Annotated in this window: 23 protein-coding genes; 21 read left to right on the forward strand and 2 right to left on the reverse strand. The window is 48.2% G+C overall.

The window, feature by feature from the left end; genetic code table 11:
- Positions 1-2: 2 nt before the first annotated feature.
- The 10 genes from purB to purD all read left to right on the forward strand — a co-directional run bounded on the left by purB (position 3) and on the right by purD (position 11,094).
- Positions 3-1,295 carry an adenylosuccinate lyase gene (gene purB, locus ACXACN_RS18085; RefSeq protein ID WP_474966309.1) on the forward strand — a complete coding sequence of 431 codons (1,293 nt, stop codon included), beginning with the start codon at positions 3-5 and terminating at the stop codon, positions 1,293-1,295.
- 138 nt (positions 1,296-1,433) lie between these two features.
- A complete protein-coding gene (gene purC / locus ACXACN_RS18090) occupies positions 1,434-2,156 on the forward strand; it encodes a phosphoribosylaminoimidazolesuccinocarboxamide synthase (protein ID WP_474966310.1) in 723 nt (240 codons plus the stop codon).
- On the forward strand, positions 2,144-2,389 hold the full coding sequence (gene purS / locus ACXACN_RS18095; protein WP_089651512.1) for a phosphoribosylformylglycinamidine synthase subunit PurS: 246 nt from the start codon (positions 2,144-2,146) through the stop codon (positions 2,387-2,389). Before purC ends, purS begins: the two co-directional genes overlap by 13 nt.
- A 1-nt stretch (position 2,390) precedes the next feature.
- A complete protein-coding gene (gene purQ, locus ACXACN_RS18100; protein WP_474966312.1) occupies positions 2,391-3,074 on the forward strand; it encodes a phosphoribosylformylglycinamidine synthase subunit PurQ in 684 nt (227 codons plus the stop codon).
- Positions 3,058-5,283 (forward strand): phosphoribosylformylglycinamidine synthase subunit PurL, encoded by a 2,226-nt coding sequence (purL, locus tag ACXACN_RS18105; protein WP_474966313.1) that lies wholly within the window; start codon positions 3,058-3,060, stop codon positions 5,281-5,283. Before purQ ends, purL begins: the two co-directional genes overlap by 17 nt.
- The gene (gene purF, locus ACXACN_RS18110) at positions 5,259-6,671 is read left to right on the forward strand and encodes an amidophosphoribosyltransferase (protein ID WP_474966314.1); all 1,413 of its coding nucleotides are present in this window, start codon (positions 5,259-5,261) and stop codon (positions 6,669-6,671) included. Before purL ends, purF begins: the two co-directional genes overlap by 25 nt.
- Before the next feature lie 12 nt (positions 6,672-6,683).
- The gene (gene purM, locus ACXACN_RS18115) at positions 6,684-7,688 is read left to right on the forward strand and encodes a phosphoribosylformylglycinamidine cyclo-ligase (protein ID WP_474966316.1); all 1,005 of its coding nucleotides are present in this window, start codon (positions 6,684-6,686) and stop codon (positions 7,686-7,688) included.
- Positions 7,685-8,263 (forward strand): phosphoribosylglycinamide formyltransferase, encoded by a 579-nt coding sequence (gene purN / locus ACXACN_RS18120; protein ID WP_474966317.1) that lies wholly within the window; start codon positions 7,685-7,687, stop codon positions 8,261-8,263. The genes purM and purN overlap by 4 nt, the downstream gene beginning before the upstream one ends.
- The gene (gene purH, locus ACXACN_RS18125) at positions 8,260-9,792 is read left to right on the forward strand and encodes a bifunctional phosphoribosylaminoimidazolecarboxamide formyltransferase/IMP cyclohydrolase (protein WP_474966318.1); all 1,533 of its coding nucleotides are present in this window, start codon (positions 8,260-8,262) and stop codon (positions 9,790-9,792) included. The genes purN and purH overlap by 4 nt, the downstream gene beginning before the upstream one ends.
- Positions 9,793-9,810: 18 nt before the next feature.
- Entirely contained in the window at positions 9,811-11,094 is a 1,284-nt protein-coding gene (gene purD / locus ACXACN_RS18130; RefSeq protein WP_474966320.1) for a phosphoribosylamine--glycine ligase, read from the forward strand.
- Here the strand turns inward: purD and ACXACN_RS18135 are convergent.
- Together ACXACN_RS18135 and ACXACN_RS18140 are read right to left on the reverse strand one after the other, a co-directional pair.
- A complete protein-coding gene (locus ACXACN_RS18135) occupies positions 11,056-11,163 on the reverse strand; it encodes an EYxxD motif small membrane protein (protein ID WP_474966321.1) in 108 nt (35 codons plus the stop codon). The two genes, purD and ACXACN_RS18135, sit on opposite strands and share 39 nt — an antisense overlap.
- A gap of 152 nt (positions 11,164-11,315) precedes the next feature.
- The gene (locus ACXACN_RS18140) at positions 11,316-11,570 is read right to left on the reverse strand and encodes a YgaP family membrane protein (RefSeq protein ID WP_474966323.1); all 255 of its coding nucleotides are present in this window, start codon (positions 11,568-11,570) and stop codon (positions 11,316-11,318) included.
- 73 nt (positions 11,571-11,643) lie between these two features.
- On the opposite strand from ACXACN_RS18140, the gene ACXACN_RS18145 reads away from it, so the two are divergent.
- The 11 genes from ACXACN_RS18145 to putP all read left to right on the forward strand — a co-directional run bounded on the left by ACXACN_RS18145 (position 11,644) and on the right by putP (position 26,490).
- Positions 11,644-13,389 (forward strand): adenine deaminase C-terminal domain-containing protein, encoded by a 1,746-nt coding sequence (locus ACXACN_RS18145; protein WP_474966324.1) that lies wholly within the window; start codon positions 11,644-11,646, stop codon positions 13,387-13,389.
- Between the two features lie 37 nt (positions 13,390-13,426).
- Positions 13,427-14,479, forward strand: a complete 1,053-nt coding sequence (locus ACXACN_RS18150; protein ID WP_474966325.1) for a DUF3048 domain-containing protein — start codon at positions 13,427-13,429, stop codon at positions 14,477-14,479.
- Between the two features lie 12 nt (positions 14,480-14,491).
- On the forward strand, positions 14,492-14,794 hold the full coding sequence (locus ACXACN_RS18155) for a YerC/YecD family TrpR-related protein (RefSeq protein WP_474966327.1): 303 nt from the start codon (positions 14,492-14,494) through the stop codon (positions 14,792-14,794).
- 155 nt (positions 14,795-14,949) lie between these two features.
- On the forward strand, positions 14,950-15,537 hold the full coding sequence (locus ACXACN_RS18160) for a YitT family protein (protein WP_474966913.1): 588 nt from the start codon (positions 14,950-14,952) through the stop codon (positions 15,535-15,537).
- A gap of 315 nt (positions 15,538-15,852) precedes the next feature.
- Entirely contained in the window at positions 15,853-16,563 is a 711-nt protein-coding gene (gene pcrB, locus ACXACN_RS18165) for a heptaprenylglyceryl phosphate synthase (RefSeq protein ID WP_474966328.1), read from the forward strand.
- Positions 16,560-18,800 (forward strand): DNA helicase PcrA, encoded by a 2,241-nt coding sequence (gene pcrA, locus ACXACN_RS18170; RefSeq protein WP_474966330.1) that lies wholly within the window; start codon positions 16,560-16,562, stop codon positions 18,798-18,800. The genes pcrB and pcrA overlap by 4 nt, the downstream gene beginning before the upstream one ends.
- Before the next feature lie 14 nt (positions 18,801-18,814).
- Complete coding sequence (gene ligA / locus ACXACN_RS18175; RefSeq protein ID WP_474966331.1) at positions 18,815-20,815, forward strand: NAD-dependent DNA ligase LigA; 2,001 nt, start codon at positions 18,815-18,817, stop codon at positions 20,813-20,815.
- A gap of 89 nt (positions 20,816-20,904) precedes the next feature.
- The gene (locus ACXACN_RS18180; RefSeq protein WP_474966332.1) at positions 20,905-22,080 is read left to right on the forward strand and encodes a CamS family sex pheromone protein; all 1,176 of its coding nucleotides are present in this window, start codon (positions 20,905-20,907) and stop codon (positions 22,078-22,080) included.
- Between the two features lie 852 nt (positions 22,081-22,932).
- Positions 22,933-24,483, forward strand: a complete 1,551-nt coding sequence (gene pruA / locus ACXACN_RS18185) for an L-glutamate gamma-semialdehyde dehydrogenase (protein WP_474966333.1) — start codon at positions 22,933-22,935, stop codon at positions 24,481-24,483.
- A gap of 363 nt (positions 24,484-24,846) precedes the next feature.
- Complete coding sequence (locus ACXACN_RS18190; protein WP_272482815.1) at positions 24,847-24,972, forward strand: hypothetical protein; 126 nt, start codon at positions 24,847-24,849, stop codon at positions 24,970-24,972.
- A gap of 6 nt (positions 24,973-24,978) precedes the next feature.
- Positions 24,979-26,490 carry a sodium/proline symporter PutP gene (gene putP, locus ACXACN_RS18195; protein ID WP_474966335.1) on the forward strand — a complete coding sequence of 504 codons (1,512 nt, stop codon included), beginning with the start codon at positions 24,979-24,981 and terminating at the stop codon, positions 26,488-26,490.
- Positions 26,491-26,700 lie beyond the last annotated feature (210 nt).

Genomic DNA, 26,700 nt, shown 5'->3' on the forward strand with positions numbered 1-26,700 from the left:
CTATGATTGAACGTTATACACGCCCGGAAATGGGTGCGATTTGGACAGAAGAAAATAGATACCAGGCATGGCTGGAAGTAGAACTTTTAGCGTGTGAAGCGTGGAGTGAACTGGGAGTCATTCCGAAAGACGACGTGAAGAAGCTGCGCGAAGGTGCATCCTTTTCCATCGACCGCATTCACGAAATTGAAGCAGAAACGCGTCACGATGTTGTCGCCTTCACCCGTGCTGTTTCTGAAACGGTCGGCGAAGAAAGAAAGTGGGTTCACTACGGACTGACTTCAACAGACGTTGTGGACACGGCATTATCCTATCAACTGAAGCAGGCGAATGAAATCATTCGCAAAGACCTCGTCCATTTCATCGAGATCCTTGGTGAAAAAGCGAAGGAACACAAACACACGGTGATGATGGGACGTACCCACGGTGTGCATGCGGAGCCGACGACGTTCGGACTGAAGCTTGCGCTATATTATGAAGAAATGAAGCGTAACCTGGAGCGTTTGGATCTTGCGATGGAACATATCCAGTTCGGGAAGCTTTCCGGAGCTGTAGGAACGTATGCCAACATCGATCCTTTTGTTGAAGAATATGTGTGTGAAAAGCTTGGCCTGAAACCAGCGCCTGTTTCCACTCAAACATTGCAGCGTGATCGTCATGCCCACTATGTATCGACACTCGCTTTGGTGGCAACTTCCATTGAGAAGATTGCTGTCGAAATCCGTGGTCTTCAAAAAACGGAAACCCGTGAAGTGGAGGAGTTTTTCGCAAAAGGTCAAAAGGGATCCTCTGCGATGCCACATAAACGGAACCCGATCGGTTCTGAAAACATGACCGGGATGGCGCGCGTGCTGCGTGGAAATATGCTGACAGCTTTTGAAAATGTACCGCTTTGGCATGAGCGTGATATTTCCCATTCTTCTGCAGAACGCATCATCCTGCCTGACGCAACCATCGCTTTGAATTATATGCTGAACCGTTTCAGCAATATCGTGAAGAACTTGACCGTCTTCCCAGAGCGAATGCAGGAAAATATGGAGAAAACATATGGCCTTATCTTCTCCCAGCGCGTATTGCTGACGCTGATCGATGAAGGGATGGTTCGTGAAGAAGCGTATGACCTCGTCCAGCCGAAAGCAATGGAAGCGTGGGAGCAAGGCATCCCGTTCCGTGAACTGATTGAAGCAGACGACAAGATTACATCCACCTTGTCTCAAGAACAGCTGGACAGCTGCTTCGACTACAAGCACCACCTGAAACAAGTCGACCGCATCTTCGATCGTATCGGCCTGTAACACTTGACCAGAAAGAAACCGCATGGATCTACGAAAGATACCGGAAAGATTATGGAAGATACTGTAAGACCTGGTACACCAGAAACTGGTGTACCAGGTCTTACAAAAAAATCCAATTCCTTAGCGAGGTGTTTCTGTATGAAGGGTTCTTTATTGTACGAAGGGAAAGCGAAACGGGTGTATCACACGACGGATGAGTCGGATCAGCTCGTTTTATCTTATAAAGATGACGCTACCGCATTTAACGGCAAGAAAAAAGATGAGTTTGCGGGCAAAGGACGCCTCAACAACTTGATTACCTCGAAAGTGTTCCAATACTTACACCAGCACAACATTACGACCCACTTTATTAAAGCTCTCAACGATACCGAGCAGCTGGTCAGACGAACGACAATCATTCCTCTTGAAGTCGTTGTCCGCAACCAGGCCGCAGGCAGCATCACCCGCCGTCTCGGCATCGAGGAAAAAACGAGCTTCACTCCACCCATCATTGAATTGTTTTACAAGAAAGACGAATTGAATGACCCGCTTATCAACGATGTTCACGCGTACCATCTGACAGACATCACAGAACAAGAACTCACGTTTATCAAACAGCAAGCCTTAGACATCAACAAAGAACTTCAAAAGTTATTCCGTTCAGCAGGGCTGACGCTTGTCGACTTCAAATTGGAATTCGGACGCCTCGAAGACGGTACGATCGTCCTTTCTGATGAAATTTCCCCGGACACGTGCAGACTCTGGGACATGGAAACCGGCGAGAAAATGGATAAAGACGTCTTCCGGGAAAGTACCGGTGACTTGATTGATACGTACACAAAAATTTTACATCGACTGGAGGAGAGCGTATGCGCAAAGTAAAGATCCACATCACATTGAAAGAAGGGGTACTTGATCCCCAAGGAAAAGCTGTCCACAATTCCCTGCAATCGTTAGAGTACAACAATGTCCAGGACGTACGCGTCGGAAAGTACATGGAAGTGATGGTGGAAGACAGCGACAATCTTGAAGCGGAGATCGACCGGATGTGTGACCAGCTTCTTGCCAACCCTGTTATTGAAAATTACAGCTACACGATTGAGGAGGCAGGTTGACGTGAAATTTGCAGTCATTGTTTTCCCAGGATCGAATTGTGACCGTGATATGTACTTTGCTGTTAAGGACCAACTCGGAGCCGAAGCGGATCTTGTCTGGTATAAGGAAGCGAATCTAGCAAACTATGATGGCATTCTCCTTCCCGGCGGCTTCTCTTACGGTGATTACCTGCGCTCAGGTGCCATCGCGTCTACTTCGGATGTGATGACGCAAATCCGAGAGGCGGCAGAGGCAGGAAAACCAGTCCTTGGCGTTTGCAACGGGTTTCAAATTCTTCTTGAAATGGGGCTTCTTCCAGGAGCGATGCTTCCAAACGAAAAGCTCAAATTCATGTGTCATTTTGAAACGTTGACGGTTGAAAATGCCGACACGATGTTCACCCGCCAATATGGCGAAAAGGAAAAAATCCAAATACCGATTGCGCACGGAGACGGCAATTATTTTTGTGACGAAAAAACACTTCAAACACTGCAAAACAACAAGCAGATCGTCTTTACGTATGACCACAACCCGAATGGTTCCATCGGAAATATTGCGGGCATCACCAATGAAAAAGGAAATGTGCTCGGCATGATGCCACACCCGGAACGGGCCGTTGAAGCACTTCTTGGTCATGATGACGGTCTTCGTCTATTTCAATCGATTTTGACACACTGGAGGGAACACCATGCCATCAATGCTTGAGATCAGTCCAGAACAAATCGAAAAACAGCACGTTTATAGAGAGATGGGGTTGAAGGATGACGAGTATGCCTCGATCTGCTCGATTCTCGGCCGCCGTCCGAATTACACAGAAACCGGTTTGTTTTCTGTTATGTGGTCGGAACATTGCAGCTACAAAAACTCGAAACCGCTTTTGAAAAAGTTCCCGACAGAAGGCCCCCACGTGCTTCAGGGTCCAGGGGAAGGCGCAGGAATCATCGACATCGGGGATGATCAGGCGGTCGTTTTCAAAATTGAAAGCCATAACCACCCGTCTGCGGTTGAGCCGTATCAAGGCGCAGCGACAGGGGTCGGTGGAATACTGCGAGATGTGTTCTCAATGGGTGCGCGTCCCATTGCCCTTCTGAATTCGCTTCGCTTTGGTTCGTTGCAGCAGCCACGTGTGAAATATCTGTTTGAAGAAGTCGTCCGCGGCATTGCGGGTTACGGCAACTGCGTCGGTGTGCCTACAGTTGGCGGGGAAGTCCAGTTTGATGATGCGTACAATGGCAACCCACTCGTCAACGCCATGTGTGTCGGGTTGATTGATCATAAAGATATTCAAAAAGGAATTGCAGCGGGTATCGGCAACACCGTCATGTATGTTGGAGCCAAAACCGGACGGGATGGCATCCACGGCGCTACCTTCGCATCGGAAGAATTGTCGGAAGAGTCCGAAGAAAAGCGGCCTTCTGTACAAGTCGGGGATCCGTTCATGGAAAAACTGCTCATTGAAGCTTGTCTTGATGTGATCCAGCATGACGCTCTTGTCGGAATTCAGGATATGGGAGCGGCCGGCCTCACTTCATCCGCAAGTGAAATGGCGAGTAAAGCAGGAACAGGGATGACGATGAACATGGATCAGATTCCACAGCGGGAAGAAAACATGACCGCTTATGAAATGATGCTCTCGGAATCTCAGGAACGGATGCTTCTTGTCGTAGAAAAAGGACGCGAAGAAGAGATTGCGAAAGTATTCCGTAAGTACAACTTGGAAGCGGTAGCGGTCGGGGAAGTGACGGATACGAAACGCTTCCGTCTCGAGCACCACGGGGAGACCGTTGCTGACGTGCCTGTTGATTCCCTTGCTGAGGATGCGCCGGTGTACCACCAGCCTTCCCGTGTGCCAGCGTATTATGAAGAGTTTCAAAGAATGGAAAACTATATTCCGGCGATCACAGACTATCGGGAAACCCTCGTGAACCTATTAAAACAGCCGACGATTGCCAGCAAAGAGTGGGTATACGATCAGTACGATTCCATGGTCCAAACCAATACCGTCGTCACACCAGGGTCCGATGCGGCTGTTCTTCGCGTACGCGGAACAAACAAAGCGCTGGCGATGACGACTGACTGTAACTCGCGTTATCTCTATGTAGATCCTGAAGTCGGTGGGATGATCGCTGTTGCAGAAGCGGCAAGAAACATCGTCTGCTCGGGTGGCCGTCCACTGGGAATTACAGACGGACTAAATTTCGGTTCACCGGAGAATCCGGAAATCTTTTGGCAGATGGAGAAGAGCGTCGACGGCATGAGCGAGGCGTGCCGATCCCTTGAAACGCCTGTCATTGGTGGGAACGTCAGCTTATATAACGAGTCATTCGGAGGTCAGGCAATCTACCCGACACCGATTGTCGGTATGGTCGGATTGATTGATGATTTGAATCACATCACTCGTTCCCATGCTCAGAATGCTGGCGATTTAATTTACGTGATCGGGGAGACGCATGCAGAATTCGGAGGCAGTGAACTGCAGGGCATGCTTGAAGGAAAGCATTTCGGGAAAGCACCATCGCTTGATTTGAAGACGGAGTACAACCGTCAAAAGCAGCTGCTGACAGCGATCCGCGCAGGGCTTGTTGTTTCTGCCCATGACGTGGCGGAAGGCGGTTTATCTGTCGCGCTTGCTGAGAAGTTGTTTGAAAATGGATTCGGTTGTGAGGTGACGTTAGAAGGGGATCCGGTCACAGCGCTGTTCGCTGAATCGCAATCACGCTTCATCGTCACCGTAGCAGCAGAACATAAGGGCGCCTTCGAACAAAGTGTGACCGATGCTCGTCTGATCGGAACCGTGACGGAAAACGGGGTGTACCGGATCAAGCAGGAAGACGTCGTTCTCGAAGAAAAGACATCAGTGTTGAAGGAAGCGTGGAAAGGAGCGATCGGATGCTTGGTGAAATCAAAGGTTTAAATGAAGAATGTGGAATTTTTGGGGTGTGGGGCCATCAGGACTCAGCTCAGCTGACGTATTACGGTCTGCATGCCCTCCAACACCGTGGTCAGGAAGGAGCGGGCATCGTTACGACGGACGGAGAACAGCTGAAGCTCGCCAAAGGGCACGGCCTGATCAATGAAGTGTTTTCACAAAATCAGCTGGAAGACTTGAACGGACATGCGTCCATTGGTCACGTCCGCTACGCAACGGCAGGAGACGGCGGGTATGAGAATATCCAGCCGCTTCTTTTCCGTTCTCAGACAGGCGGTCTTGCTCTTGCTCATAATGGAAACCTTGTCAACGCCCAGGCATTGAAAAATCAGCTGGAGGGGCAGGGGAGCATTTTGCAGACGACTTCTGATACCGAAGTCGTTGCCCACTTAATTAAACGGGCACGTCATCTGCCTCTTGAGCAAGCGATTATGGAAGCTTTATCGATGATCAAGGGGGCTTATGCATTTCTCGTCATGACTGAAGACCGGATGTTTGTAGCCAATGACCCGCGCGGATTGCGTCCGCTCAGCCTTGGGCATCTCGGGGAATCATGGGTCGTCTCTTCAGAAACGTGTGCCTTTGATGTGGTCGGTGCCGAGTACGACAGAGAAATTGATCCTGGTGAGCTCTTGATCATATCGGATGAGGGAGTGGAATCAAAACGGTTCTCTGCTCCGATTCAGCGCACACTTTGCTCGATGGAATATGTGTATTTTTCAAGGCCTGACAGCAATCTTGATGGCAAAAACGTCCACGCGTCGCGAAAAAGGATGGGCAAATCGCTTGCGGAAGAAGCACCTATTGACGCGGATGTTGTGACTGGTGTTCCAGACTCTAGTATTTCTGCAGCCATCGGTTATGCGGAAGCTTCCGGTATCCCATATGAACTCGGCTTGATCAAGAATCGTTATGTCGGCCGGACGTTTATTCAGCCCTCTCAGGAGCTTCGTGAACAAGGGGTGAAAATGAAGCTTTCCGCTGTAAGAGGCATTGTCGAAGGAAAAAGAGTCGTCATGGTTGATGATTCGATTGTACGAGGGACGACGAGCAGAAGAATTGTGAAGATGTTGAAAGAAGCAGGGGCGAAGGAAGTCCACGTACGGATTGCGTCTCCTCCCATTCAAAACCCGTGCTATTACGGCATTGATACATCCAATAGCGGTGAGCTGATTGCAGCGAACAATTCCGTCGAGGAAATCGAAGAGCAGATCGACGCGGACAGTCTCGCTTTTCTATCGGTGCAAGGCTTGAACGAAAGCATCTATCAGGGAGAAGAGTCGCTGAAACACGGCGGATGTATGGCGTGTTTTACCGGCAATTACCCTACGGAAATTTATCCGAACACGATGCATCCATATGAAAAAGCATAGGAGGGAAGCGAGATGAGTCAATCGTATAAACAGGCAGGAGTCGATGTAGAAGCAGGCTACGAAGCCGTCGAGCGGATGAAAAAGCATGTCGCTCGTACGATGCGTCCGGAAGTGCTGGGAGGACTCGGTTCTTTCGCCGGATTGTTCGACATCAGTGGCATGAGTTATGAACAACCGGTTCTTGTGACAGGGACAGATGGAGTCGGAACGAAGCTGAAGCTGGCGTTTGAAATGGACCAGCATGATACCATCGGCGTAGATGTCGTTGCGATGTGTGTCAATGATATCGTTGCCCAGGGAGCGGATCCGCTTCTGTTTTTGGACTATATTGCCTGTGGGAAAAATGATCCCGCGCGTATCGAGCAGATCGTCAAAGGAATTGCAGAAGGCTGCAAACAGTCTGGAGCTGCTTTAGTCGGCGGCGAAACGGCAGAGATGCCAGGAATGTACGAGGCGGATGAGTACGATCTTGCTGGCTTTGTCGTCGGAATGGCGGACAAAGAGCGGATCATCACGGGCTCTGAGATTAAAGAAGGAGATGTGTTAGTCGGCCTTCCGTCCTCGGGTGTCCATTCGAACGGTTTTTCTCTTGTCAGGAAACTGATGGCAGATGTGGACCTTGAAACCGTACCGGCCGGCTGGGCCCGCTCGATTGGGGAAGTTCTGCTGACACCGACCCGAATTTATGTTCCGGAGATTCAATCGATGAAGAAAAATATCTCCCTTAAAGGCATGGCCCACATTACCGGTGGCGGCTTTTTCGAAAACCTTCCCCGCACACTGCCGGAAGGGATGGGTTGTGAAATCGACACCGACAGCTGGCAGGTTCCGGAGGTGTTCCGTTTACTTCAGGAAAAAGGGTCGATCAGTGATAAGGAAATGTTCGGGGTGTTCAACATGGGCATCGGCATGGTCGTCGTGCTGGATCCTTCTGATGTGAACGCCGCGTTCGGAGCATGTGATGATGCGATCGTCATAGGGAAAGTGACGAACGAGGAAGGAGTGCAGGGGATATGATCAACATCGCCGTTTTCGCCTCCGGCACCGGCTCGAATTTCGATGCGATCGTAAATAAGGTGGAATCCGGAGAGCTTCAGGCGAACATTGCCCTGCTCGTCTGTGACCGCATCGGAGCACCGGTTATTGAAAAGGCTCAAAAACATGAAATCGATACTGTCGTCTACCGGCCGAAAAGTTTTGCAGACAAAGCAGCGTATGAACAGGCGGTGCTCGAAGACTGCCGGCAGCGGGGCATTGACTTCATCATCCTTGCTGGGTATATGCGCCTCATCGGCCCAACGTTGTTAAAGCCGTATGAGCGGCGCATCGTCAACATTCACCCATCCCTGCTTCCAGCCTTTCCGGGGAAAGATGCCATCGGTCAGGCGCTAGAGAAGGAAGTGAAAGTGACCGGGGTGACGGTCCATTATGTCGATGACGGCATGGATACAGGGCCGATCATTGCTCAGGAAGCGATCGATATCGAAGAGAACGATACAGCAGATGATGTAAAAGACAAAATACAGGCGGTTGAACATCGTCTCTACCCACAAGTGATTCAATCATTATTCATCAAGGAGGAATCTCTATGAAAAAACGTGCCCTACTGAGTGTATCCAACAAAGAAGGATTGACTGATTTTGCGAAGAAACTCCATGACCTGGACTTTGAGCTTATTTCTACAGGTGGAACGAAACGAGCCATTGAAGAAGCTGGTGTCCCGGTTCAATCCATTTCCGAGGTGACTGATTTTCCGGAAATCATGGACGGACGTGTGAAGACGCTTCATCCTTCGGTCCATGGTGGGCTGCTTGCCAAGCGTTCGAATGAAGAGCATATGAAGCAGCTGGAGGAGTTGAACATTGAGACGATCGATCTTGTAGCGGTCAACTTGTATCCGTTTAAGGAGACGATTGCAAAAGAAGGGGTCACAGAAGCTGATGCAATCGAAAACATCGATATTGGTGGTCCAACGATGCTTCGTTCTGCTGCAAAAAGCTTTGAAGACGTTGCGGTCGTCGTTGATCCTGCCGATTACGGTGAGGTTATCGAAGGCCTCGAAAACGACACGCTCTCTTATGAGGTCCGTCGCAAGCTCGCAGCCAAAGTGTTCCGTCATACAGCGAATTACGATGCGATGATTGCGGAATACTTTTCCGGTTTGACAGAAGAGCCTTTTCCAGAGACATATTCGGTGACTTATGAAAAAGTACAATCTTTGCGCTATGGAGAAAACCCGCACCAGAATGCAGCTTTTTATAAGAAAGCGAATGTTGAGGGCACGTCACTCGCAGAAGCGGAACAGCTTAACGGTAAAGAGCTTTCCTACAACAACATCCAGGATGCCAATGCGGCGCTTGAAGTGGTGCTTGAGTTCAACGAGCCGGCAGCTGTTGCCGTCAAACACATGAACCCGTGCGGCGTAGGTGTTGGTGAGAATTTATTCGACGCTTACATAAAAGCGTACGAAGGCGACCCGGTTTCAATCTTTGGTGGGATCGTTGCTTTAAACCGGGAGGTCGATGCTGATACAGCGGCGAAGTTGAAAGAGATTTTCCTTGAGATCATCATCGCTCCGTCCTTTAGTCAAGAAGCGCTTGAGATCTTAACAACGAAGAAAAACCTGCGCCTGTTGAAAGTTGAGATGAAAAAAGCGGATCGTCCGGCTCATAAGCTCGTTACTGTCAATGGCGGCCTGCTCGTCCAGGATGCGGATGAAGGTTCTCTTGATGATGTGGAGCTTGAAGTGGCGACGGAGCGTGAACCATCTGAACAGGAGCTTGAAGATTTGAAACTAGGTTGGAAAGTCGTTAAACATGTGAAGTCGAACGCGATCGTTGTCGCGAAAGGGGACCGCACGCTCGGTGTCGGAGCCGGGCAGATGAACAGAGTCGGCGCGGCGAAAATCGCTTTTGAACAAGCGGGTGAGAAAGCGCAAGGCAGTATCATGGCTTCTGATGCCTTTTTCCCGATGCCGGATACCGTAGAGGCTGCAGCTGAAGCGGGTGTGACGGCGATCATCCAGCCAGGCGGTTCCAAGCGCGACCAGGATTCGATTGATGCCTGCAACAAACATGGCATCGCGATGGTCTTTACAAAAATGCGTCACTTCAAACACTAATCGAAAGGGTGGATTTTCATGAACGTATTGGTCATCGGCCGAGGTGGTCGTGAACACAGCCTTGTACAGAAATTCGCAGAGAGTGATCAAGTGGATCGTATTTTTGCTGCTCCAGGAAACGCAGGGATGAGTGCAGAAGCCGAGTGCATCGATTTGAGTGAGCATGATTTTGATGGTCTGGTTGCTTTTGCTCAGGAGAACCATGTGGGACTGACGGTTGTAGGGCCGGAAAATCCTTTGCTTGACGGTGTGGTGGATGCATTTCAGGAAGCGGACCTACCTGTGTTTGGCCCGTCCAAGGCAGCTGCGCTTATTGAAGGCAGCAAGCATTTCGCTAAACAGCTGATGCACAAGTATCAGATTCCGACAGCTGAATATGAAGCTTTTTCAGATGTGGATGCCGCTACCTCCTACATTAAAGAAAAAGGCGCACCGATTGTCGTGAAGGCAGATGGCCTGGCGGCTGGAAAAGGTGTTGTTGTTGCAGAAACGGTGGACGAGGCACTCACGGCTGCAGAAGATATGCTAGAAAATGGGCAGTTCGGCGATGCGAGCCGTGAAATCGTCGTGGAGGAGTTTTTGGCTGGGGATGAATTTTCGTTGATGGCGTTTGTAAATGGCTCGAATGTCTATCCGATGATTCCTGCTAAAGACCATAAGCGGGCTTTTGACGGAGATCGAGGTCCGAATACAGGTGGTATGGGTGCGTTTGCTCCTGTTCAGGATATGAACAATTCTTCGTACGCGTTTGCCGTGGAGGATATCGTAAAGCCGGTAGCCGAAGCGATGGTGGAAGAAGGCCGATCGTTTACTGGGATATTGTATGCAGGGCTGATTGAAACCACGGAGGGGCCGAAGGTCATTGAATTCAATGCGCGATTCGGTGATCCTGAAACACAGGTCGTTTTACCACTGTTACAAAAAGATCTTGCGCAAGTGATGATCGATGTGTTGGGCGGAAAGGATCCTGATCTTCAGTGGTCGGAGGACATTTGTGCGGGAGTGGTTGTCGCTTCCGAAGGGTATCCTGGTGCTTATGAAAAAGGGCATCCGATCCCTGAGCTGGATGTGGTTGACGATGGCTTTGTCGTACACGCAGGAACCGCCTGGGAAAACGGCAAGTATGTATCCAGCGGCGGGCGCGTCCTTTTGATTGGAAATAAAGGAAAAGACTTGGCGCAAGCGCTGGATCGTACGTATCAATCGCTCCGGCCGTTTGAGAATCAGAGCGACTTTTTCTATCGAAGAGATATAGGACGTTCATCAGTCTCTCCGGCGACTCCTCATGCCGACGTAGAATAAAGCGGCAATCGAACCGATGACGGTGACGATGACAAAACCGACGTCTGTCAAGTATTCCATAAAATCCATACGTTTCATCCTTTTGAAGAAAGAGCGGGGCTGCCCGCTCTTTCTTTGTTGATTGTGATCTATCGCTTAAGCTTTATTTTTATCGGCCAAATTCTTAAAATATCGACGGAACAAGAAAATCATCGGCAGAAACATGCCGTACACCTCCGCGTTTATTGGTCCTGCGGAAGGTTTTGCTGCCAGCTCTGCTCAATGCCGTCTGTTTCTGTGGACATTTCTTCATAAACGGCTGTCAAAGGGCAGAAGCGTACAATCCCTTCCGCAACCTTCAATGCAGACAACATGATCAAAAGCGGGTGGGAAGAATCGCACTCTTTACGTGCACCGCGGATCGTCAAGTAGGTCAGCATACTAAGACCTGCGGTGATACGGACCATACTGTTGATGATTCCGATGTTCGGTTTCATTGTGCTTCCTCCTTACCAGAATGGAATATCCTGTGTTACGATAGAACATAATGATCTCAGGGAGGTACGCTCCATGAAAGAAACACGATTTCGTTGGCGAAACCGTCAGCTGCGTGAACATGCAGCCATCATTGATGGAAAAACGGCGCCGACGAAACTTATTAAAAATACAACTTATTTGAATGTTTACTTAAAGAAATGGATGCATGGCCACATTTGGTTGTATGATGATCGCATCATATACACCGGCCAAGAGCTTCCTTCCCATACTGAAGGTACGGAAATCATCGATGGCTCGGACAGTTATATCGTCCCTGGCTACGTGGAACCACATGCTCACCCATTTCAGTTATATAATCCCCAGAGCTTTGCAGAATATGCGGCGGAGACAGGGACCACAACGCTCGTCAACGATAACTTGATGTGGCTTTTTTTAACGGAAAAAGAGAAAGCGTTTACTTTATTGGAGGAATTCATGGATCTGCCCGCGACGATGTACTGGTGGGCCCGTTTTGACCCGCAGTCGGTGCTCCGTGATGAAGACCGGCACGCCTTCGATTCGCAGATTATGGATTGGATTGCCCACGATGCTGTCATTCAGGGCGGAGAGCTTACGGCCTGGCCGGATGTCCTGCATCGTGGTGACGAGCAGATTTTACATTTCATGCAGGAAACGAAACGTTCAAGAAAGCCGCTAGAAGCCCACCTGCCGGGCGCTTCTGAAGAGACGCTTGTGAAAATGCGCTTGCTCGGCATGGATTCAGAACACGAATCGATGACCGCTGACGATGTACTGAAGCGTTTGGAAATCGGCTATCAGACCGGACTGCGTTACTCTTCCATCCGCCCGGATCTACCTGGTATTTTGGAAGGACTTGTAGAACAAGGGCACACCCATTTCGACCACATGATGTACACGACCGATGGATCGACACCTGGTTTTTATCGTGAAGGACTGATCAATCCATGCATCCAAATTGCTCTGGATGCCGGCGTGCCGGAAATCGATGCCTATATGATGGCTACGTATCATGCGGCCCGTCACTTCGGGATCGAGAACCGGGTGGGAAGCTTGAATGCCGGCCGCATCGCTCACTTGAACTTTTTATCAAACCCGAAAGATCCAATGCCGCATTCCGTCATCGCTAAAGGCGAATGGACGAAACGTGACGGTGAGGTTTTGAAAAAAGAAACACCGATCCAATGGGAGAAGAACGGCGTGAAGCCCCTTGAAATGGATTGGGAAGTGACAGAGGCGGATATGCAGTTTTCCATGCCGATCGGTCTTGAGATGGTGAATGATGTCATCATGAAACCTTACGCGATCGATACGGACGCTTCCACCGACCGGTTAAGTGAGGACAATAAAGAATCCTACCTCATGCTGATGGACCGGGAAGGGGAATGGATGGTCAATACGCTGTTGAAAGGTTTTACAAAGACGCTGGGCGGTCTCGTCAGCTCCTACAGCAATACAGGAGATATCATATTGACAGGAAAATCACGTAAAGATATGAAAAAGGCCTTTCAGCGCATGAAGGAAATCGGTGGTGGAATTGTGCTCGTCAATGAAGGGGAAGTGCTCTTTGAGCTGCCCCTGTCACTAGGAGGGGTCATGGCCGATCTGCCGATGGGAGAGCTTATGGAAGAAGAGGCGAAATTGAAGGAATGCCTGCTGGAGCATGGCTTTACGTTCAATGACCCTGTCTACACGCTTCTCTTTTTATCTTCCATGCATCTGCCATTCATCCGAATTACACCACTTGGGATTATGGATGTGAAAAAGAAAGAGGTACTCTTTCCTTCGATAATGCGTTAAAATAAAAGAGGGTACACAGATAAGGGAAGTGCTATCATTGAGAAAGCTTACATTTTTCAGCTTGCTTGTCGTCCTCTTTCTCACCGCTTGTAATGAGGAAGCAGGGGCTGCACAGCCTGAAGAAACGAAAGAGACAGAAACAGCGGTCGAAGAAAAAATAGAGACCAAAGAGAACGTGACCGTTGAAGTAAAAGAAACTGAAAAAACTTATACAGAAACGTATCCATTGACTGGGGAAGAGGCGCCTGAAAAAGCGGATCACCAGGTGTTGTCCGTGATGGTGAACAATCACCCGAAAGCAAGGCCTCAATCAGGATTAAGTCAGGCGGACATCGTCTATGAAGTTTTGGCTGAGGGGCAGATTACACGCTTCCTTGCTTTGTTCCATAGTGATATTCCTGATACAATAGGTCCGGTAAGAAGTGCGCGTCCATACTATTTTGAAATCGCTGATGGATTTGATGCGGTCTATACGTACCACGGTGCGTCTGCGGCCATTAATCAAAAAGTAGCCAACAGCGGAATGGATTACCTGGATGGTGCGCGATATGACAACAACGGCTGGTTATTCCAGCGGTCTTCGGATCGTAAAGCTCCTCACAACTCCTACCTTTTAACGGATGGAGTGGAAGAGGCGCTTGCAAATAAGGGCTATGCTGCTGGAGGAGAATCTGAGGCGCTGCCTTTTGCAGACGATTCCTTTAAAGGTACTTCAGTGGATGAAGTACAGATCACTTATGGCAGTCGCACGAAAGTGAGTTTCACTTATGATGCGGACAGTGAGCAGTTTTTACGTTCAAGTGATGGAGAGCCCACCACCGACCGTTTGAATAAAGAACGGGTCGCGGTAGACAATGTGTGGATCATAGAAACGGATCACCGAATCATTGATAATGCCGGCCGCCGTGCGATTGATCTCACGTCAGGCGGAAACGGGTATCTTTTACAAAAAGGACAAATGAAAGAAGTAGAGTGGAAGAACGTCGATGGACGATTGCTTCCCTATAAAGACGGCAGTCCGCTGACCTTCACCCCGGGGCAAACGTGGGTGAACATCATTCCAGGGAACGCTGCAATAGAAACGGAGTAAGGAGGTAAAGGCATGCAGATTGATAAATTGAGAGGTAAAACACTCGATCAGCTGTTCGAAGCGGTTTTATCTTTGCAAAGTGTAGAAGAATGCTATGAATTCTTTGATGACTTGGCGACAATGAATGAAGTGCAGTCACTCGCTCAGCGATTGGAAGTAGCGCGCATGCTGCGTGAAGGCTTCACTTATCATAAGATTGAAACCGAAACAGGGGCGTCCACGGCGACGATTTCCCGCGTGAAACGATGCTTGAACTATGGCAATGACGCGTATACAAAAGCACTCGACCGTGTGCACGAGAAACATACCGAATAGATTTCATAGGCTGCCTTCATTAGATGGGCAGTCTTTTTTGTGGCCATGATGAAATTTACAATTCTTCGGGCGCACACTTTGTGGTTCTCTGATTCTAAGAAAAAACGGACAGACATAGGCTAGTACTATGGAAGGGGACCTGTCCGATGAAAACGATGTTGAAAAAAGGCGCCATGATCATTCTCGGCAGTATCATACTTTCACTTGGCATTAACTTTTTCCTGATTCCGGATCACGTTCTCGACGGTGGCATCATAGGAATCGGAATGATCGCCAATTATATGTGGGGGCTTGAGGTCGGATTGACGATCATTTGTTTCAGCATTCCGATTTTTACGCTCGCCTGGTTTTTTTATCGCTCTTATTTCTACAACAGTTTGCATGGACTGTTGATTTCTTCTTTTTCCATTGACGTTCTTCAAGGATTACGTGTTCATCACCTGCCGCTCGATCCAGCGATCAGTTCCATTATTGGAGGAGCGCTCGTCGGTGGAGGGATCGGTCTGATGCTCCGGGTCCATACAAGTACAGGCGGAACCGACCTCCTCGCTCAAATGATCGCCGATTGGTGCAAAGTCAATGTCGGCTTCGTCATCCTCGCAATTGACGCCGTGGTGATCGGCGCCAGTGGCTATCTGTTTTCGCTTGAGACACTCATGCTCTCCGCCATCACCATCCTAAGCGTCGGACTCGTCACCATGACCTTCACATCCACCCGCCTCCTTCCCGAACATCCATCTTAAACGGCGGTGGAAAAATTGGTGAGGATTTGTCTGTAAAAATTTGTATGACTTCGTCTTCCAAAGATATACACATCATTCAAAGATATATAAAAGCATAACAAAAGCCTGTTCACTCTATAAGCATAGAGCGGACAGGCTTTTGTGTGTTTACAATTTATGGTGGACCACGTCTTACATAAAATGGTGTACCAGGTCATACATAAATTTCCATATATTCTCTCAAAGGTCATAGAATTGTTAGGTTGTGCCCCTCAACCCGGGGATGAAAATTTGCTATAATGGGTAGATGGATAACTGTTGTTTTGGAGGACGGAAATGTACAATATAAGCGAGTGGGATCATGTGTTCAAGCTTGATCCGAATAAGACGATCACAGACGCAGACTTAGAGAAGATATGTATGTCAGGAACAGATGCGATCATAGTCGGCGGTACAGACGGCGTTACGTTCGAAAACGTGACAGATTTGCAAGAGCGCATTGAAGCGTACGACATCGGATTTGTGCTGGAAGTTTCGGACATCGAAGCGATTGCCCCTGGCTTTGATGCTTATTTCATCCCTCTTGTCCTGAACAGTGGTCATAAAAAGTGGATGATTGATGTGCAGCACCAGGCCATTAAAGAGTATGCAGATGTGATCGAATGGCAGGACATGCTAACAGAAGGATATTGTGTGCTTAATCCAGAGGCGAAGGTGTTCAAGCGGACGGATTGCTCGCTTCCGGATCAAGAAGATGTCCTTGCCTATGCCCGGATGTCTGAACATATTTTCCGTCTGCCCGTTTTCTACATGGAATACAGTGGTACTTACGGGGACCCCGGCTTGGTCAAAGCCGTGGCTCATGAATTGAAAAATACATCCCTCGTCTACGGTGGTGGCATCCGTTCGGAAAAACAGGCGTCAGAAATGGCGGCCCATGCAGATGTTATCGTTGTCGGCGATGTGATTTATGATAACCTAGAGGTTGCTCTAAAAACGGTCGAAGCCGTTAAATCAACGAAGATGAAGGATGGTGGACCCTCATGACACAGGCATTGAACGCATTGATTCAAGGCTTGAATACAGAACAACGAGAAGCGGTGACCCACACGGAAGGCCCGCTGCTCATCATGGCAGGTGCCGGAAGTGGTAAAACACGCGTACTGACACACCGCATCGCCTATCTACTTAGTGAAAAAGATATTGCCCCACGTAACATTCTAGCGATTACGTTTACCAATAAAGCGGCACGCGAAATGAAAGAGCGTGTCGAATCTCTTGTCGGAAAAGACGGCGAAAAGATATGGATGTCGACGTTCCACTCAATGTGTGTTCGGATTTTAAGACGCGACATCGACCGGATCGGTTATGACCGCAACTTTTCCATCCTGGATTCGAGCGATCAGCTTTCGGTCATTAAACAAGTGCTGAAAGAAATCAACCTTGATCCGAAAAAATGGGATCCGCGTGCCATGCTTGGTGCCATCAGTAATTCGAAGAACGAACTGATGACCGCAGAAGATTATGAAAAACAAGCAGGCAACATGCATGAAGAACAAATCGCCCAGATATACAAAGGCTATCAAAAGAAACTTCGTAAGAACCAATCGCTCGATTTCGATGATCTGATCATGCAGACGCTACGCCTTTTTGACGAAGTGCCGGAAGTGCTTGAATCGTATCAGCGCCGCTTCCAGTACATCCACGTCGATGAGTACCAGGATACGAACCATGCGCAGTACCAATTGGTCAAGCATTTGGCGAGCCGTTACCAGAACCTTTGTGTAGTCGGTGATTCCGACCAGTCGATCTATGCATGGCGCGGGGCGGACATTCAGAACATCTTGAATTTCGAAAGCGACTATCCGAAGGCACGTACGATACTTCTTGAGCAAAACTACCGCTCAACAGAGTTGATTCTCGATGCCGCGAACAATGTCATTGATAAAAACAGTGGCCGTAAACCGAAGCGTCTATGGACGGATAATAAAGGTGGAGAGAAAATCCACTATCATCAGGCAGGTACGGAGCGTGAAGAAGGCCTTTTTGTCACTGATAAAATTGAAGACCTCGTCCGCCAAGGAAAATTCCGCTACCAGGACGTTGCGATTTTGTACCGTACGAACGCCCAGTCCCGTACGATTGAGGAAACGTTCGTCAAAGCAGGCGTCCCATACCAGATGATCGGTGGGACGAAGTTCTATGACCGGAAAGAGATCAAGGACTTGCTTGCCTACCTGCGTCTTATTGCCAACCCGAACGACGATCTCAGCTTCCAGCGTGTCGTCAACGAACCGAAGCGCGGTGTTGGAAAAACGAGTATGGATAAGATGCTAGCTTATGCCGCCGACCACGACATTTCTCTATATGAAGCTGCAGCTGAAGTCGACTTTGTCGGCGTCAGTGCCAAGGCAGCTAAAGCGATCATGAGCTTCCGGAAGATGATCCAGAATTGGGCCGAGCAGCAGGAGTTCCTTTCTGCCACTGATATGGTTCAGGAAGTGATCGACAAGACTGGCTATGAAGAGATGCTCATGAATGAGAAGAGCATCGAAGCACAAAGTCGTCTGGAGAACATTGAAGAATTCAAATCCGTAACGAAAAACTTTGAAGAGAACGCTGAGGATAAAACACTCGTCGCTTTCCTGACAGATCTCGCCTTGATTGCGGATATTGATTCTATGAATGAAGACCCTAGTAGTGACGATACGGTAACGTTGATGACGCTGCACTCAGCGAAGGGTCTGGAGTTCCCGGTTGTGTTTCTTATCGGGATGGAAGAGAACGTCTTCCCGCACAGCCGTGCACTTATGGATGAAGAGGAGATGGAAGAAGAACGCCGTCTCGCTTACGTTGGGATTACCCGTGCGGAAAAAGAGTTGTTCATTTCTCATGCGAAAATGCGCACTCTTTACGGCCGGACGAACATGAACCCAATCAGCCGTTTCATCCATGAAATTCCAGAAGAGCTGATCGAAGGAAAAGAACAGAAAGAAGAGCTGCCATTTTTCAATAAAAAACGTGAAAGCAATCCGTTCGGCGCGAAGCCTCAAGCAGCTGCTCCGAAAAAGCGTGCAGCGAAGAAACCGGAGAAGAAAGCGACCTCTGGTGGCGAGAAGATCGGCTGGCAGCCGGGTGACAAAGCGCAGCACAAGAAGTGGGGCGAAGGAACGGTCGTCAAAGTGCAAGGTGAAGGAGATGCGATGGAATTGGATATCGCCTTCCCGGCACCGACAGGCATCAAACGCCTGCTTGCACGATTTGCTCCGATTACGAAAGCGTAAGGAAGTGGATGGATATGAACGCAACGGAAGCTAAGCAGAAGATCGAAACACTGAGACAGGAACTCGAGCAGTACAGCTATGAGTACCACACGCTCGATGATCCGAGTGTTTCGGACTATGATTATGATAAAAAAATGCAGGAACTGATCAATCTTGAAGAAGACTTTCCCGATCTGCAGACACCGGATTCACCTTCCCAGCGGGTGGGCGGAAAGCCTCTCGATGCTTTTGTAAAAGTGCAGCACGATATTCCGATGCTCAGTCTCGGCAATGCCTTCAACGATGAAGAACTGCGTGACTTTGACCGTCGTGTCAAAAACGGCACCGATACAGAAGTCAATTACGTATGCGAACTGAAGATCGATGGCCTTGCGGTTTCATTGAAATACGAAGATGGCCTATTCGTCCGGGGAGCGACACGCGGCGATGGAACGACTGGTGAAGACATTACGAAAAACCTGCGTACCATCCGTAACATTCCGCTACGCTTAAAAGAACCGGTGACCGTCGAAGTCCGTGGGGAAGCCTATATGCCGAAAAGATCGTTCATGGCATTAAATGAAGCGAAAGAGGCGACTGGGGAAGAGCCCTTTGCCAACCCGCGTAACGCAGCTGCCGGTTCTTTGAGACAGTTGGACCCGAAAATCGCTGCTAAACGTAACTTAGACATTTTCTTATACGGCATCGGTGTGTGGGAAAACGACCCAACCGACGCCCATAGTGAACGTTTGGAGAAAATGAAAGAACTCGGATTGAAAACAAACCCTGAATGGAAAAAGTGTAACGATATTGAAGAGGTCATCGACTATGTCAATAGCTGGGTCGAACATCGGGCCGACCTTGATTATGAGATTGACGGCATCGTCATCAAAGTAGACAGCCTAGATCAACAGGAAGACCTCGGCTTTACAGCGAAAAGCCCGCGCTGGGCGACAGCCTACAAATTCCCGGCCGAAGAAGCGATCACGAAGCTGAAAGACATCGAACTCAGTGTCGGCCGCACAGGAGCGGTTACGCCAACAGCGATCCTTGATCCAGTCAAGGTCGCAGGAACAACGGTGCAACGCGCATCCTTGCACAACGAAGACTTGATTATCGAAAAAGATATCCGCATCGGAGACACGGTCGTCATCAAAAAAGCCGGGGACATTATCCCTGAGGTCGTCCGTGTTGTTGAAGATCAGCGGACAGGGGAGGAGGAGCCGTACCGCATGCCGGAAGAATGTCCGGAATGTGGCAGCCAGCTTGTCCGTCTTGATGAAGAAGTCGCCTTACGCTGTGTGAATCCGAACTGTCCGGCACAGCTTCGTGAAGGTCTGATCCACTTCGTTTCAAGAAACGCAATGGATATTGAAGGCCTTGGTGAAAAAGTGATTGCCCAACTGTTCCAGGAAACCTTGATTCATACGATCGCAGACTTGTACAAGCTCGATCGTGAAGAGCTGCTGCAGCTTGAGCGTATGGGTGAGAAGTCGGTGGAGAACCTTTTGAATGCAATCGAAGCTTCTAAAGAAAACTCCCTCGAGCGCCTATTGTTCGGTCTCGGTGTGCGTTACGTCGGTTCAAAAGCAGCAAGCACCCTCGCCCAGCATTTTGAACATATGGACGCGCTTGTCGAAGCGGATGCCGCTGCCCTTGAAGCGATCCCTGAAATCGGAAGCAAAATGGCTGAATCGATTGCCAGCTATTTCGATGAAGACCAAGTCATCCATTTATTGGAAGAATTGAAGCAACTGGGACTTAACATGGAGTATAAGGGTGCGAAGAAGAGTGATCAGCCGATGGATTCTCCGTTCAGCGATAAGACCGTGGTCCTGACTGGGAAAATGGAAGAATACAGCCGTTCGGATATGAAGAAGATCGTTGAAGAGCTGGGCGGAAAAGTGACCGGAAGCGTGAGTAAGAAAACAGACCTTCTGATCGCCGGGGAAGACGCTGGTTCTAAATATACGAAAGCCACTGATTTGGGGATTGAAATCTGGGATGAAGAGCAGTTCAAAAACGCTCTCTCCTGATTGAACGATCCGTTTTATGGTTATACAAGATGAGCCGGAGCGTAAAGAAAACTAATGCTCCGGCTGGTCTCATTAAGGGAGTGGAAAGCATGAGGAAGATGCACGCACTGTTGCTTAGTTCATTGCTCGTCGTAAGCGCGTGTACGCCCGTTTTTGACAACAGAGAAGAAGTCATTCAGGAAACAAAAGATGAAAAAAACAATCAATCCGCCATCATCCCGAACTACAACATGTCGGAGCAAGATTACAGGATGATTCTGACAGAAAGCAGTCCGAAAGTTTCAACCGCCCGTGCTGTAACGACAAACCAGATGGGGAACCGGATGGACATTGATGAATTTGAAAGTGGTCTCCGTCGCCATTCCAAAGAATACTTCGATCCAGATCAGTACTTTTTCCAACCTGGCCAATACTTAGATGGTGATACGCTTCTGACATGGTTAGGGCGAGATGGGAATGTTGAAGTAGGAGAAGATGAGGATCCTGAAGCAGTAGAGGACGGATTGAATCCTGAATTGAATGAAGATCAGGCGACCGAGGAAGATTTCCGGGACAGCCCTCGCTATATCTCTAACATCATCGAACAAAACTATCTGGTTCGTAAGAATGAGAACAAAGTCGAGCTGAGTGGAGTAACGATAGGGATCTCACTTCGTACCGTTTACAACTTTACCGTAGAGGGGCGGAGTCTTTCTGAAGATCATTCGACAGAAGAACTCCTCCAAAAAGGAAAAGAATACGCAGATGAAATATTAGATAGAATCCGTAAACGGGAAGAGCTTAATGATGTCCCTGTCGTGTTTGCGCTCTACGAAGAAGAGGAAGCGAGCTCGAAAGTTCCAGGCAAGTTTTTAAGCAAAACATACGTCAAAGGGTCGGACATGACCATTAATGGATGGGATACCATCAAGGAAAAACATGTCTTGTTTCCTTCTAACGAAGCATCAGAGGATCACTTCGATGACTCTCAAATCTTTACGGATTTCAGAAAAGAAGTCTCCGATTACTTCCCTAACTTCGTAGGCATGATCGCGAATGGCTTTTATGTCAATAACGAACTTCAGGAAGTATCGATTGAAATTCCGATCCAGTTCCAGTCTGAATCGGAAGTCGTCGGGTTTACTCAATATGTGTACAGTCTTGTAAACGAGATGTTTGCCAATCACTATAATGTCCAAGTGAATATTCACAGCATGGATGAGCCGGAAAGCTTGATCGTCAAAAAAGCCGGTGATCAAGAACCTTTCGTTCATGTTTACGAATAATCCAAAGACCGCATGGGCCCTAACCCACGCGGTCTTTGTTATTAAAGTAAATGGCAGGATTGTTAAAGACTCAGTTTCGAGACTTTCCGGGATTCGTTTGCTATGGGAGGCGTCAGGGGTGGCTGGGAAGCTACTCGCTTTCCTGTGGGGGAGTGGCGAGCTTCCTCGGGCTACCACCCTGCGGGATCTCGCCGATCTCCTTTCTCCCACGGGAGTCTCGCAGCTTCCCAACCACCCCTTTCATAGTAAGGAGAAACGAACCCCTATACCTAGAGGAAGTGTCTCCCATTTCCCCTCCTATGGCAGGCATAAAGCGCTCTGTATCAAGCTTATAGATTCTGAATGCCTGCTTGTGGAGAGGTTATATGATCCACTTTCCTCAGTCATACAAGCTGATTCTTCCAGAAGTGATTTCGAGAGTCTCCCATGGCAAAGGGGCGGAGGGGAATGGCGAGACTCCTGCGGGAAAAAGTGCAGGGTGAGACCCCACAGGACGCAGTCCGAGGAGGCTCACCGCGCTCCCGCGGAAAGCGAGTCATTCCCCGCAGCCCCCATCCACTCAACAAAAGTCTCTAAACTGAGTCTTCCACAATCGGGAGCTTTCTTATAGATAAACATTATTAGTGGAATGATTAAATTTCGACAAAAGTAGAAAAATGTTGAGGAAATTCGATTATATGAGCAAATGTTTGAACACAGTTTATCACAGTTGGATATTTAAGCTGAAATCAGCCTCAATCGTTTGAACTAGATTCAGCGTTACGGTAGAATAGTTATGGAAACGCTTAATGTGATAATATTCAAACGATTACATAGCGTCACCCATTTTACTTTTCAAGGAGGCGGTTTTGAATGGTAGTCCCTTACAAACACGAACCATTTACTGATTTCACAGTGGAAGAAAATCGGAAAGCTTTGCAGGCTGCAATTAAGCAGGTAGAAGCGGACCTTGGAAAAGAGTATCCTCTGATCATCGGCGGAGAGCGAATTATGACAGATGACAAGATCGAAGTGGTCAATCCGGCCAACAAGAAAGAAGTCATCGGCTATGTGTCGAAGGCGAACCAGGATCTTGCTGAGAAAGCTCATCAGGTGGCAGACGAGACGTTTGATTGGTGGAGAAAGACGAAAGTGCAGTTCCGTGCGGACATCCTTTTCCGCGCTGCGGCGATTGTGCGTCGTCGTAAGCATGAATTTACGGCACATCTCGTAAAAGAAGGCGGGAAGCCGTGGAAAGAAGCGGACGCGGACACAGCTGAAGCGATCGACTTCCTTGAGTATTATGGGCGACAAATGCTTGAAATCGATAAAGGTGTGGAAATCAATTCACGACCGATTGAAAATAACCGGTTCCATTACATTCCGCTTGGGGTAGGTGTGGTTATTTCCCCGTGGAACTTTCTGTTTGCCATCATGTGCGGAACGACGGTTGCGGCAATGGTATCCGGGAACACGGTTCTTCTGAAGCCTGCGAGTGCGACACCGATCATTGCTTATAAGATGATGGAAGTTTTAGAGGAAGCTGGGCTGCCTAAAGGGGTCATCAACTATATCCCGGGAAGTGGAAAAGAGGTCGGCGATTACCTTGTCGATCACCCTCGTACGCGTTTTATCAGCTTTACAGGATCTCGTGAAGTAGGGACGCGTTTGTTTGAACGCGCCGCAAAAGTTCATGAAGGTCAAAAGTGGTTGAAGCGTACCATCATTGAAATGGGTGGAAAAGATACGATTGTCGTTGACAGCGACTCTGATCTGGAGCTTGCTGCTGATGCGATCACGTACTCCGCCTTCGGTTTCTCTGGACAGAAATGCTCGGCATGTTCCCGCGTCATCGCACATGAAGATATTTATGACGAACTGTTGGATCGCGTCGTCCAGAAGACGAAGGAGCAAGTGAACTACGGCGATCCTACGGACAACAGCAATTACATGGGACCGGTGATTGACCAGGGTGCCTATGATAAGATCATGAATTATATCAGCATTGGTAAAGAAGAAGGAAGACTGATGACAGGTGGAAAAGGAGACGACAGCAAAGGCTGGTTCATCGCACCGACCGTTTTTGCTGACCTTGATCCGGAAGCACGGCTCATGCAGGAAGAAATTTTCGGTCCTGTCGTCGGTTTCAGCAAAGCGAAATCATTTGATGAAGCGATCGAATTCGCAAACAACACGGAATATGGCCTGACAGGTGCTGTCATTTCCAACAACCGGGAACACATTGAGAAGGCGCGTGAAGATTTCCACGTTGGGAACCTTTACTTCAACCGTGGTTGTACAGCAGCGATCGTCGGCTATCATCCATTCGGAGGCTTCAACATGTCCGGGACCGATTCAAAGGCCGGTGGACCTGATTATCTTATTCATCATATGCAAGGAAAAACAACATCTGAAATGTTGTAATATGACAACCAAAAAATCCCTTATCCACATGTAAGTGGAAAGGGATTTTTTAAAGTAATTTGGAACATACTAACGCTGTGGGGAAAAGGGGCAATTTCACCATTTTTTAACGGCTGCTGAAATTTTTAAAAATAAATTTTTTGAATGAATATCATAAAAAAGACATATATGTGTATTTTTATACTAAATAAACGAATAAAAATGCAAATATGCAAAATTCACACAATTTTTGCAATGTTCTTATAAAAGTTATATGATATAGTTGTACCTGTGTTTGGTTTTTTCAAGTCTATATGACTTAAGAACCATGCGTCGGTACGACTTGCATAGGATTGTATAAACCAACATTTGGGAGGTGGAAATGTGTTTGAACTCGCTACTGCAACATCAGCAACCATCGCTGGAGCAACATGGTTCTGGTTATTTGTACCAATGCCAATTTTAATCATCTTATCCATCATTACACTATTCACTGAGAGGAGCGAATAACAAAACATGAGTACTGCAACGTTAATAACGTTTATTGTCTATTTAATCGGTATGCTCGGAATCGGTTTTGCAGCATATCGTCTAACAAGTGATTTATCTGATTATGTCTTAGGTGGTCGTCGTTTAGGTCCAGGAGTTGCCGCGCTATCTGCCGGTGCATCCGACATGAGTGGTTGGTTGCTACTAGGTTTGCCAGGTGCTATTTATGCGGGAGGATTATCCTCTGCTTGGATCGGTGTCGGCCTAGCTATTGGTGCATACTTAAACTGGCAGTTCGTCGCACGCCGACTTCGTGTATTTACGGAGATTGCAAATGACTCGATTACTGTTCCAGACTATCTTGAGAACCGCTTCCGTGATCACTCCCACGTATTACGTGTCATTTCTGCAGCTGTCATTCTTTTATTCTTTACCTTCTATACATCTTCCGGTATGGTTGCCGGTGCGAAGCTGTTTGAAGCTTCCTTTGCTTTGAGCTATACACAAGCTCTATGGTTAGGTGCAATTGTAACTATTTCCTATACTTTCCTAGGTGGATTCCTAGCCGTAAGTTGGACAGACTTCGTTCAAGGTATCTTGATGTTCTTTGCATTGATCGCTGTACCAATTGTTGCGATCACTGAACTTGGTGGTTGGAATGCTGCAACAGACGCAGTAGCCCAAATCGATCCATCCCACTTGAACATGGTTCAAGGTGTCGGTGCCCTTGCGATCCTATCTTCCCTTGCTTGGGGACTAGGTTACTTCGGTCAACCACACATCCTCGTACGTTTTATGGCGCTACGTTCTGCTAAAGACGTTCCGAAAGCGCGTTTGATCGGTATCGGATGGATGGTTCTAGGTCTTTACGGTGCCATCTTCACAGGTCTATTCGGACTTGCTTACATTAACACTGCAGATGTAGCGGATCTGTCTACATTTAATGCAGAAGTTATGACAGAAGGCGGCATTCAAATGCTCGTCGACTCTGAGAAGATTTTCATCACATTCTCTCAGATCCTGTTCCACCCAATCATTGCTGGTATCTTACTAGCAGCGATTCTATCTGCCATCATGAGTACCATTGACTCTCAGTTGCTTGTATCTTCTTCTGCACTAGCAGAGGACTTCTACAAAGCACTATTCCGTAAGAACGCTACTGAGAAAGAATTGGTATGGGTTGGTCGTGTTGCCGTAGCCGGTATCGCATTGATCGCCGTGCTTCTTGCAGGTAACCCGGACAGTACCGTTCTTGGTCTTGTATCTTACGCTTGGGCAGGTTTCGGTGCCGCATTCGGTCCAGTTATCATCTTGTCCCTATTCTGGAAAGGCATCACACGTAATGGTGCACTTGCCGGAATCATCGTCGGTGCTGTTACCGTTGTTGTCTGGGGAGACTTCTTGAGTGGCGGAATCTTCGACCTTTATGAAATCGTACCTGGTTTCATCCTAGCTGGTCTTGTAGCTATTCTAGTCAGCCTTGCTGGTCAACCACCGAAAGAAATCGCTGAAGAATTCGATAAAGTTACGAAAATGTAAGAAGTTTTTAATCACAAAATTCCCGGCCTTATGGTCGGGAATTTTTTTGGTTTCATGAAGAACGAAAGCGGGAGATGATTAACTTCTCATGGATAAGTGGTGAGTCTTTATCTGCCAAAGGGTCCTGTTGTAAGCAAAGGATGAAGAAATCATCAATCGATCATTCCTGCTCTGTTTCCTTTCCAATGATGGGCTTGGTTCCATTAGTGA

The sequence above is a fragment of the Halobacillus sp. AWM4_238 genome (assembly GCF_056158265.1).

Bases quoted from the DNA above. Each gene is read 5' to 3' on its own strand.
- ACXACN_RS18180 (WP_474966332.1), top strand. From the start codon at position 20,905: ATGAGGAAGATGCACGCACTGTTGCTTAGTTCATTGCTCGTCGTAAGC.
- ACXACN_RS18140 (WP_474966323.1), bottom strand. From the start codon at position 11,570: ATGAAACCGAACATCGGAATCATCAACAGTATGGTCCGTATCACCGCA.
- purF (WP_474966314.1), top strand. From the start codon at position 5,259: ATGCTTGGTGAAATCAAAGGTTTAAATGAAGAATGTGGAATTTTTGGG.
- ACXACN_RS18135 (WP_474966321.1), bottom strand. From the start codon at position 11,163: ATGGATTTTATGGAATACTTGACAGACGTCGGTTTTGTCATCGTCACC.
- purM (WP_474966316.1), top strand. From the start codon at position 6,684: ATGAGTCAATCGTATAAACAGGCAGGAGTCGATGTAGAAGCAGGCTAC.
- pcrA (WP_474966330.1), top strand. From the start codon at position 16,560: ATGACACAGGCATTGAACGCATTGATTCAAGGCTTGAATACAGAACAA.
- pruA (WP_474966333.1), top strand. From the start codon at position 22,933: ATGGTAGTCCCTTACAAACACGAACCATTTACTGATTTCACAGTGGAA.
- ligA (WP_474966331.1), top strand. From the start codon at position 18,815: ATGAACGCAACGGAAGCTAAGCAGAAGATCGAAACACTGAGACAGGAA.
- purN (WP_474966317.1), top strand. From the start codon at position 7,685: ATGATCAACATCGCCGTTTTCGCCTCCGGCACCGGCTCGAATTTCGAT.
- purC (WP_474966310.1), top strand. From the start codon at position 1,434: ATGAAGGGTTCTTTATTGTACGAAGGGAAAGCGAAACGGGTGTATCAC.
- purL (WP_474966313.1), top strand. From the start codon at position 3,058: ATGCCATCAATGCTTGAGATCAGTCCAGAACAAATCGAAAAACAGCAC.
- ACXACN_RS18145 (WP_474966324.1), top strand. From the start codon at position 11,644: ATGAAAGAAACACGATTTCGTTGGCGAAACCGTCAGCTGCGTGAACAT.
- ACXACN_RS18155 (WP_474966327.1), top strand. From the start codon at position 14,492: ATGCAGATTGATAAATTGAGAGGTAAAACACTCGATCAGCTGTTCGAA.
- purH (WP_474966318.1), top strand. From the start codon at position 8,260: ATGAAAAAACGTGCCCTACTGAGTGTATCCAACAAAGAAGGATTGACT.
- purD (WP_474966320.1), top strand. From the start codon at position 9,811: ATGAACGTATTGGTCATCGGCCGAGGTGGTCGTGAACACAGCCTTGTA.
- pcrB (WP_474966328.1), top strand. From the start codon at position 15,853: ATGTACAATATAAGCGAGTGGGATCATGTGTTCAAGCTTGATCCGAAT.
- purS (WP_089651512.1), top strand. From the start codon at position 2,144: ATGCGCAAAGTAAAGATCCACATCACATTGAAAGAAGGGGTACTTGAT.
- ACXACN_RS18160 (WP_474966913.1), top strand. From the start codon at position 14,950: ATGTTGAAAAAAGGCGCCATGATCATTCTCGGCAGTATCATACTTTCA.
- purB (WP_474966309.1), top strand. From the start codon at position 3: ATGATTGAACGTTATACACGCCCGGAAATGGGTGCGATTTGGACAGAA.
- putP (WP_474966335.1), top strand. From the start codon at position 24,979: ATGAGTACTGCAACGTTAATAACGTTTATTGTCTATTTAATCGGTATG.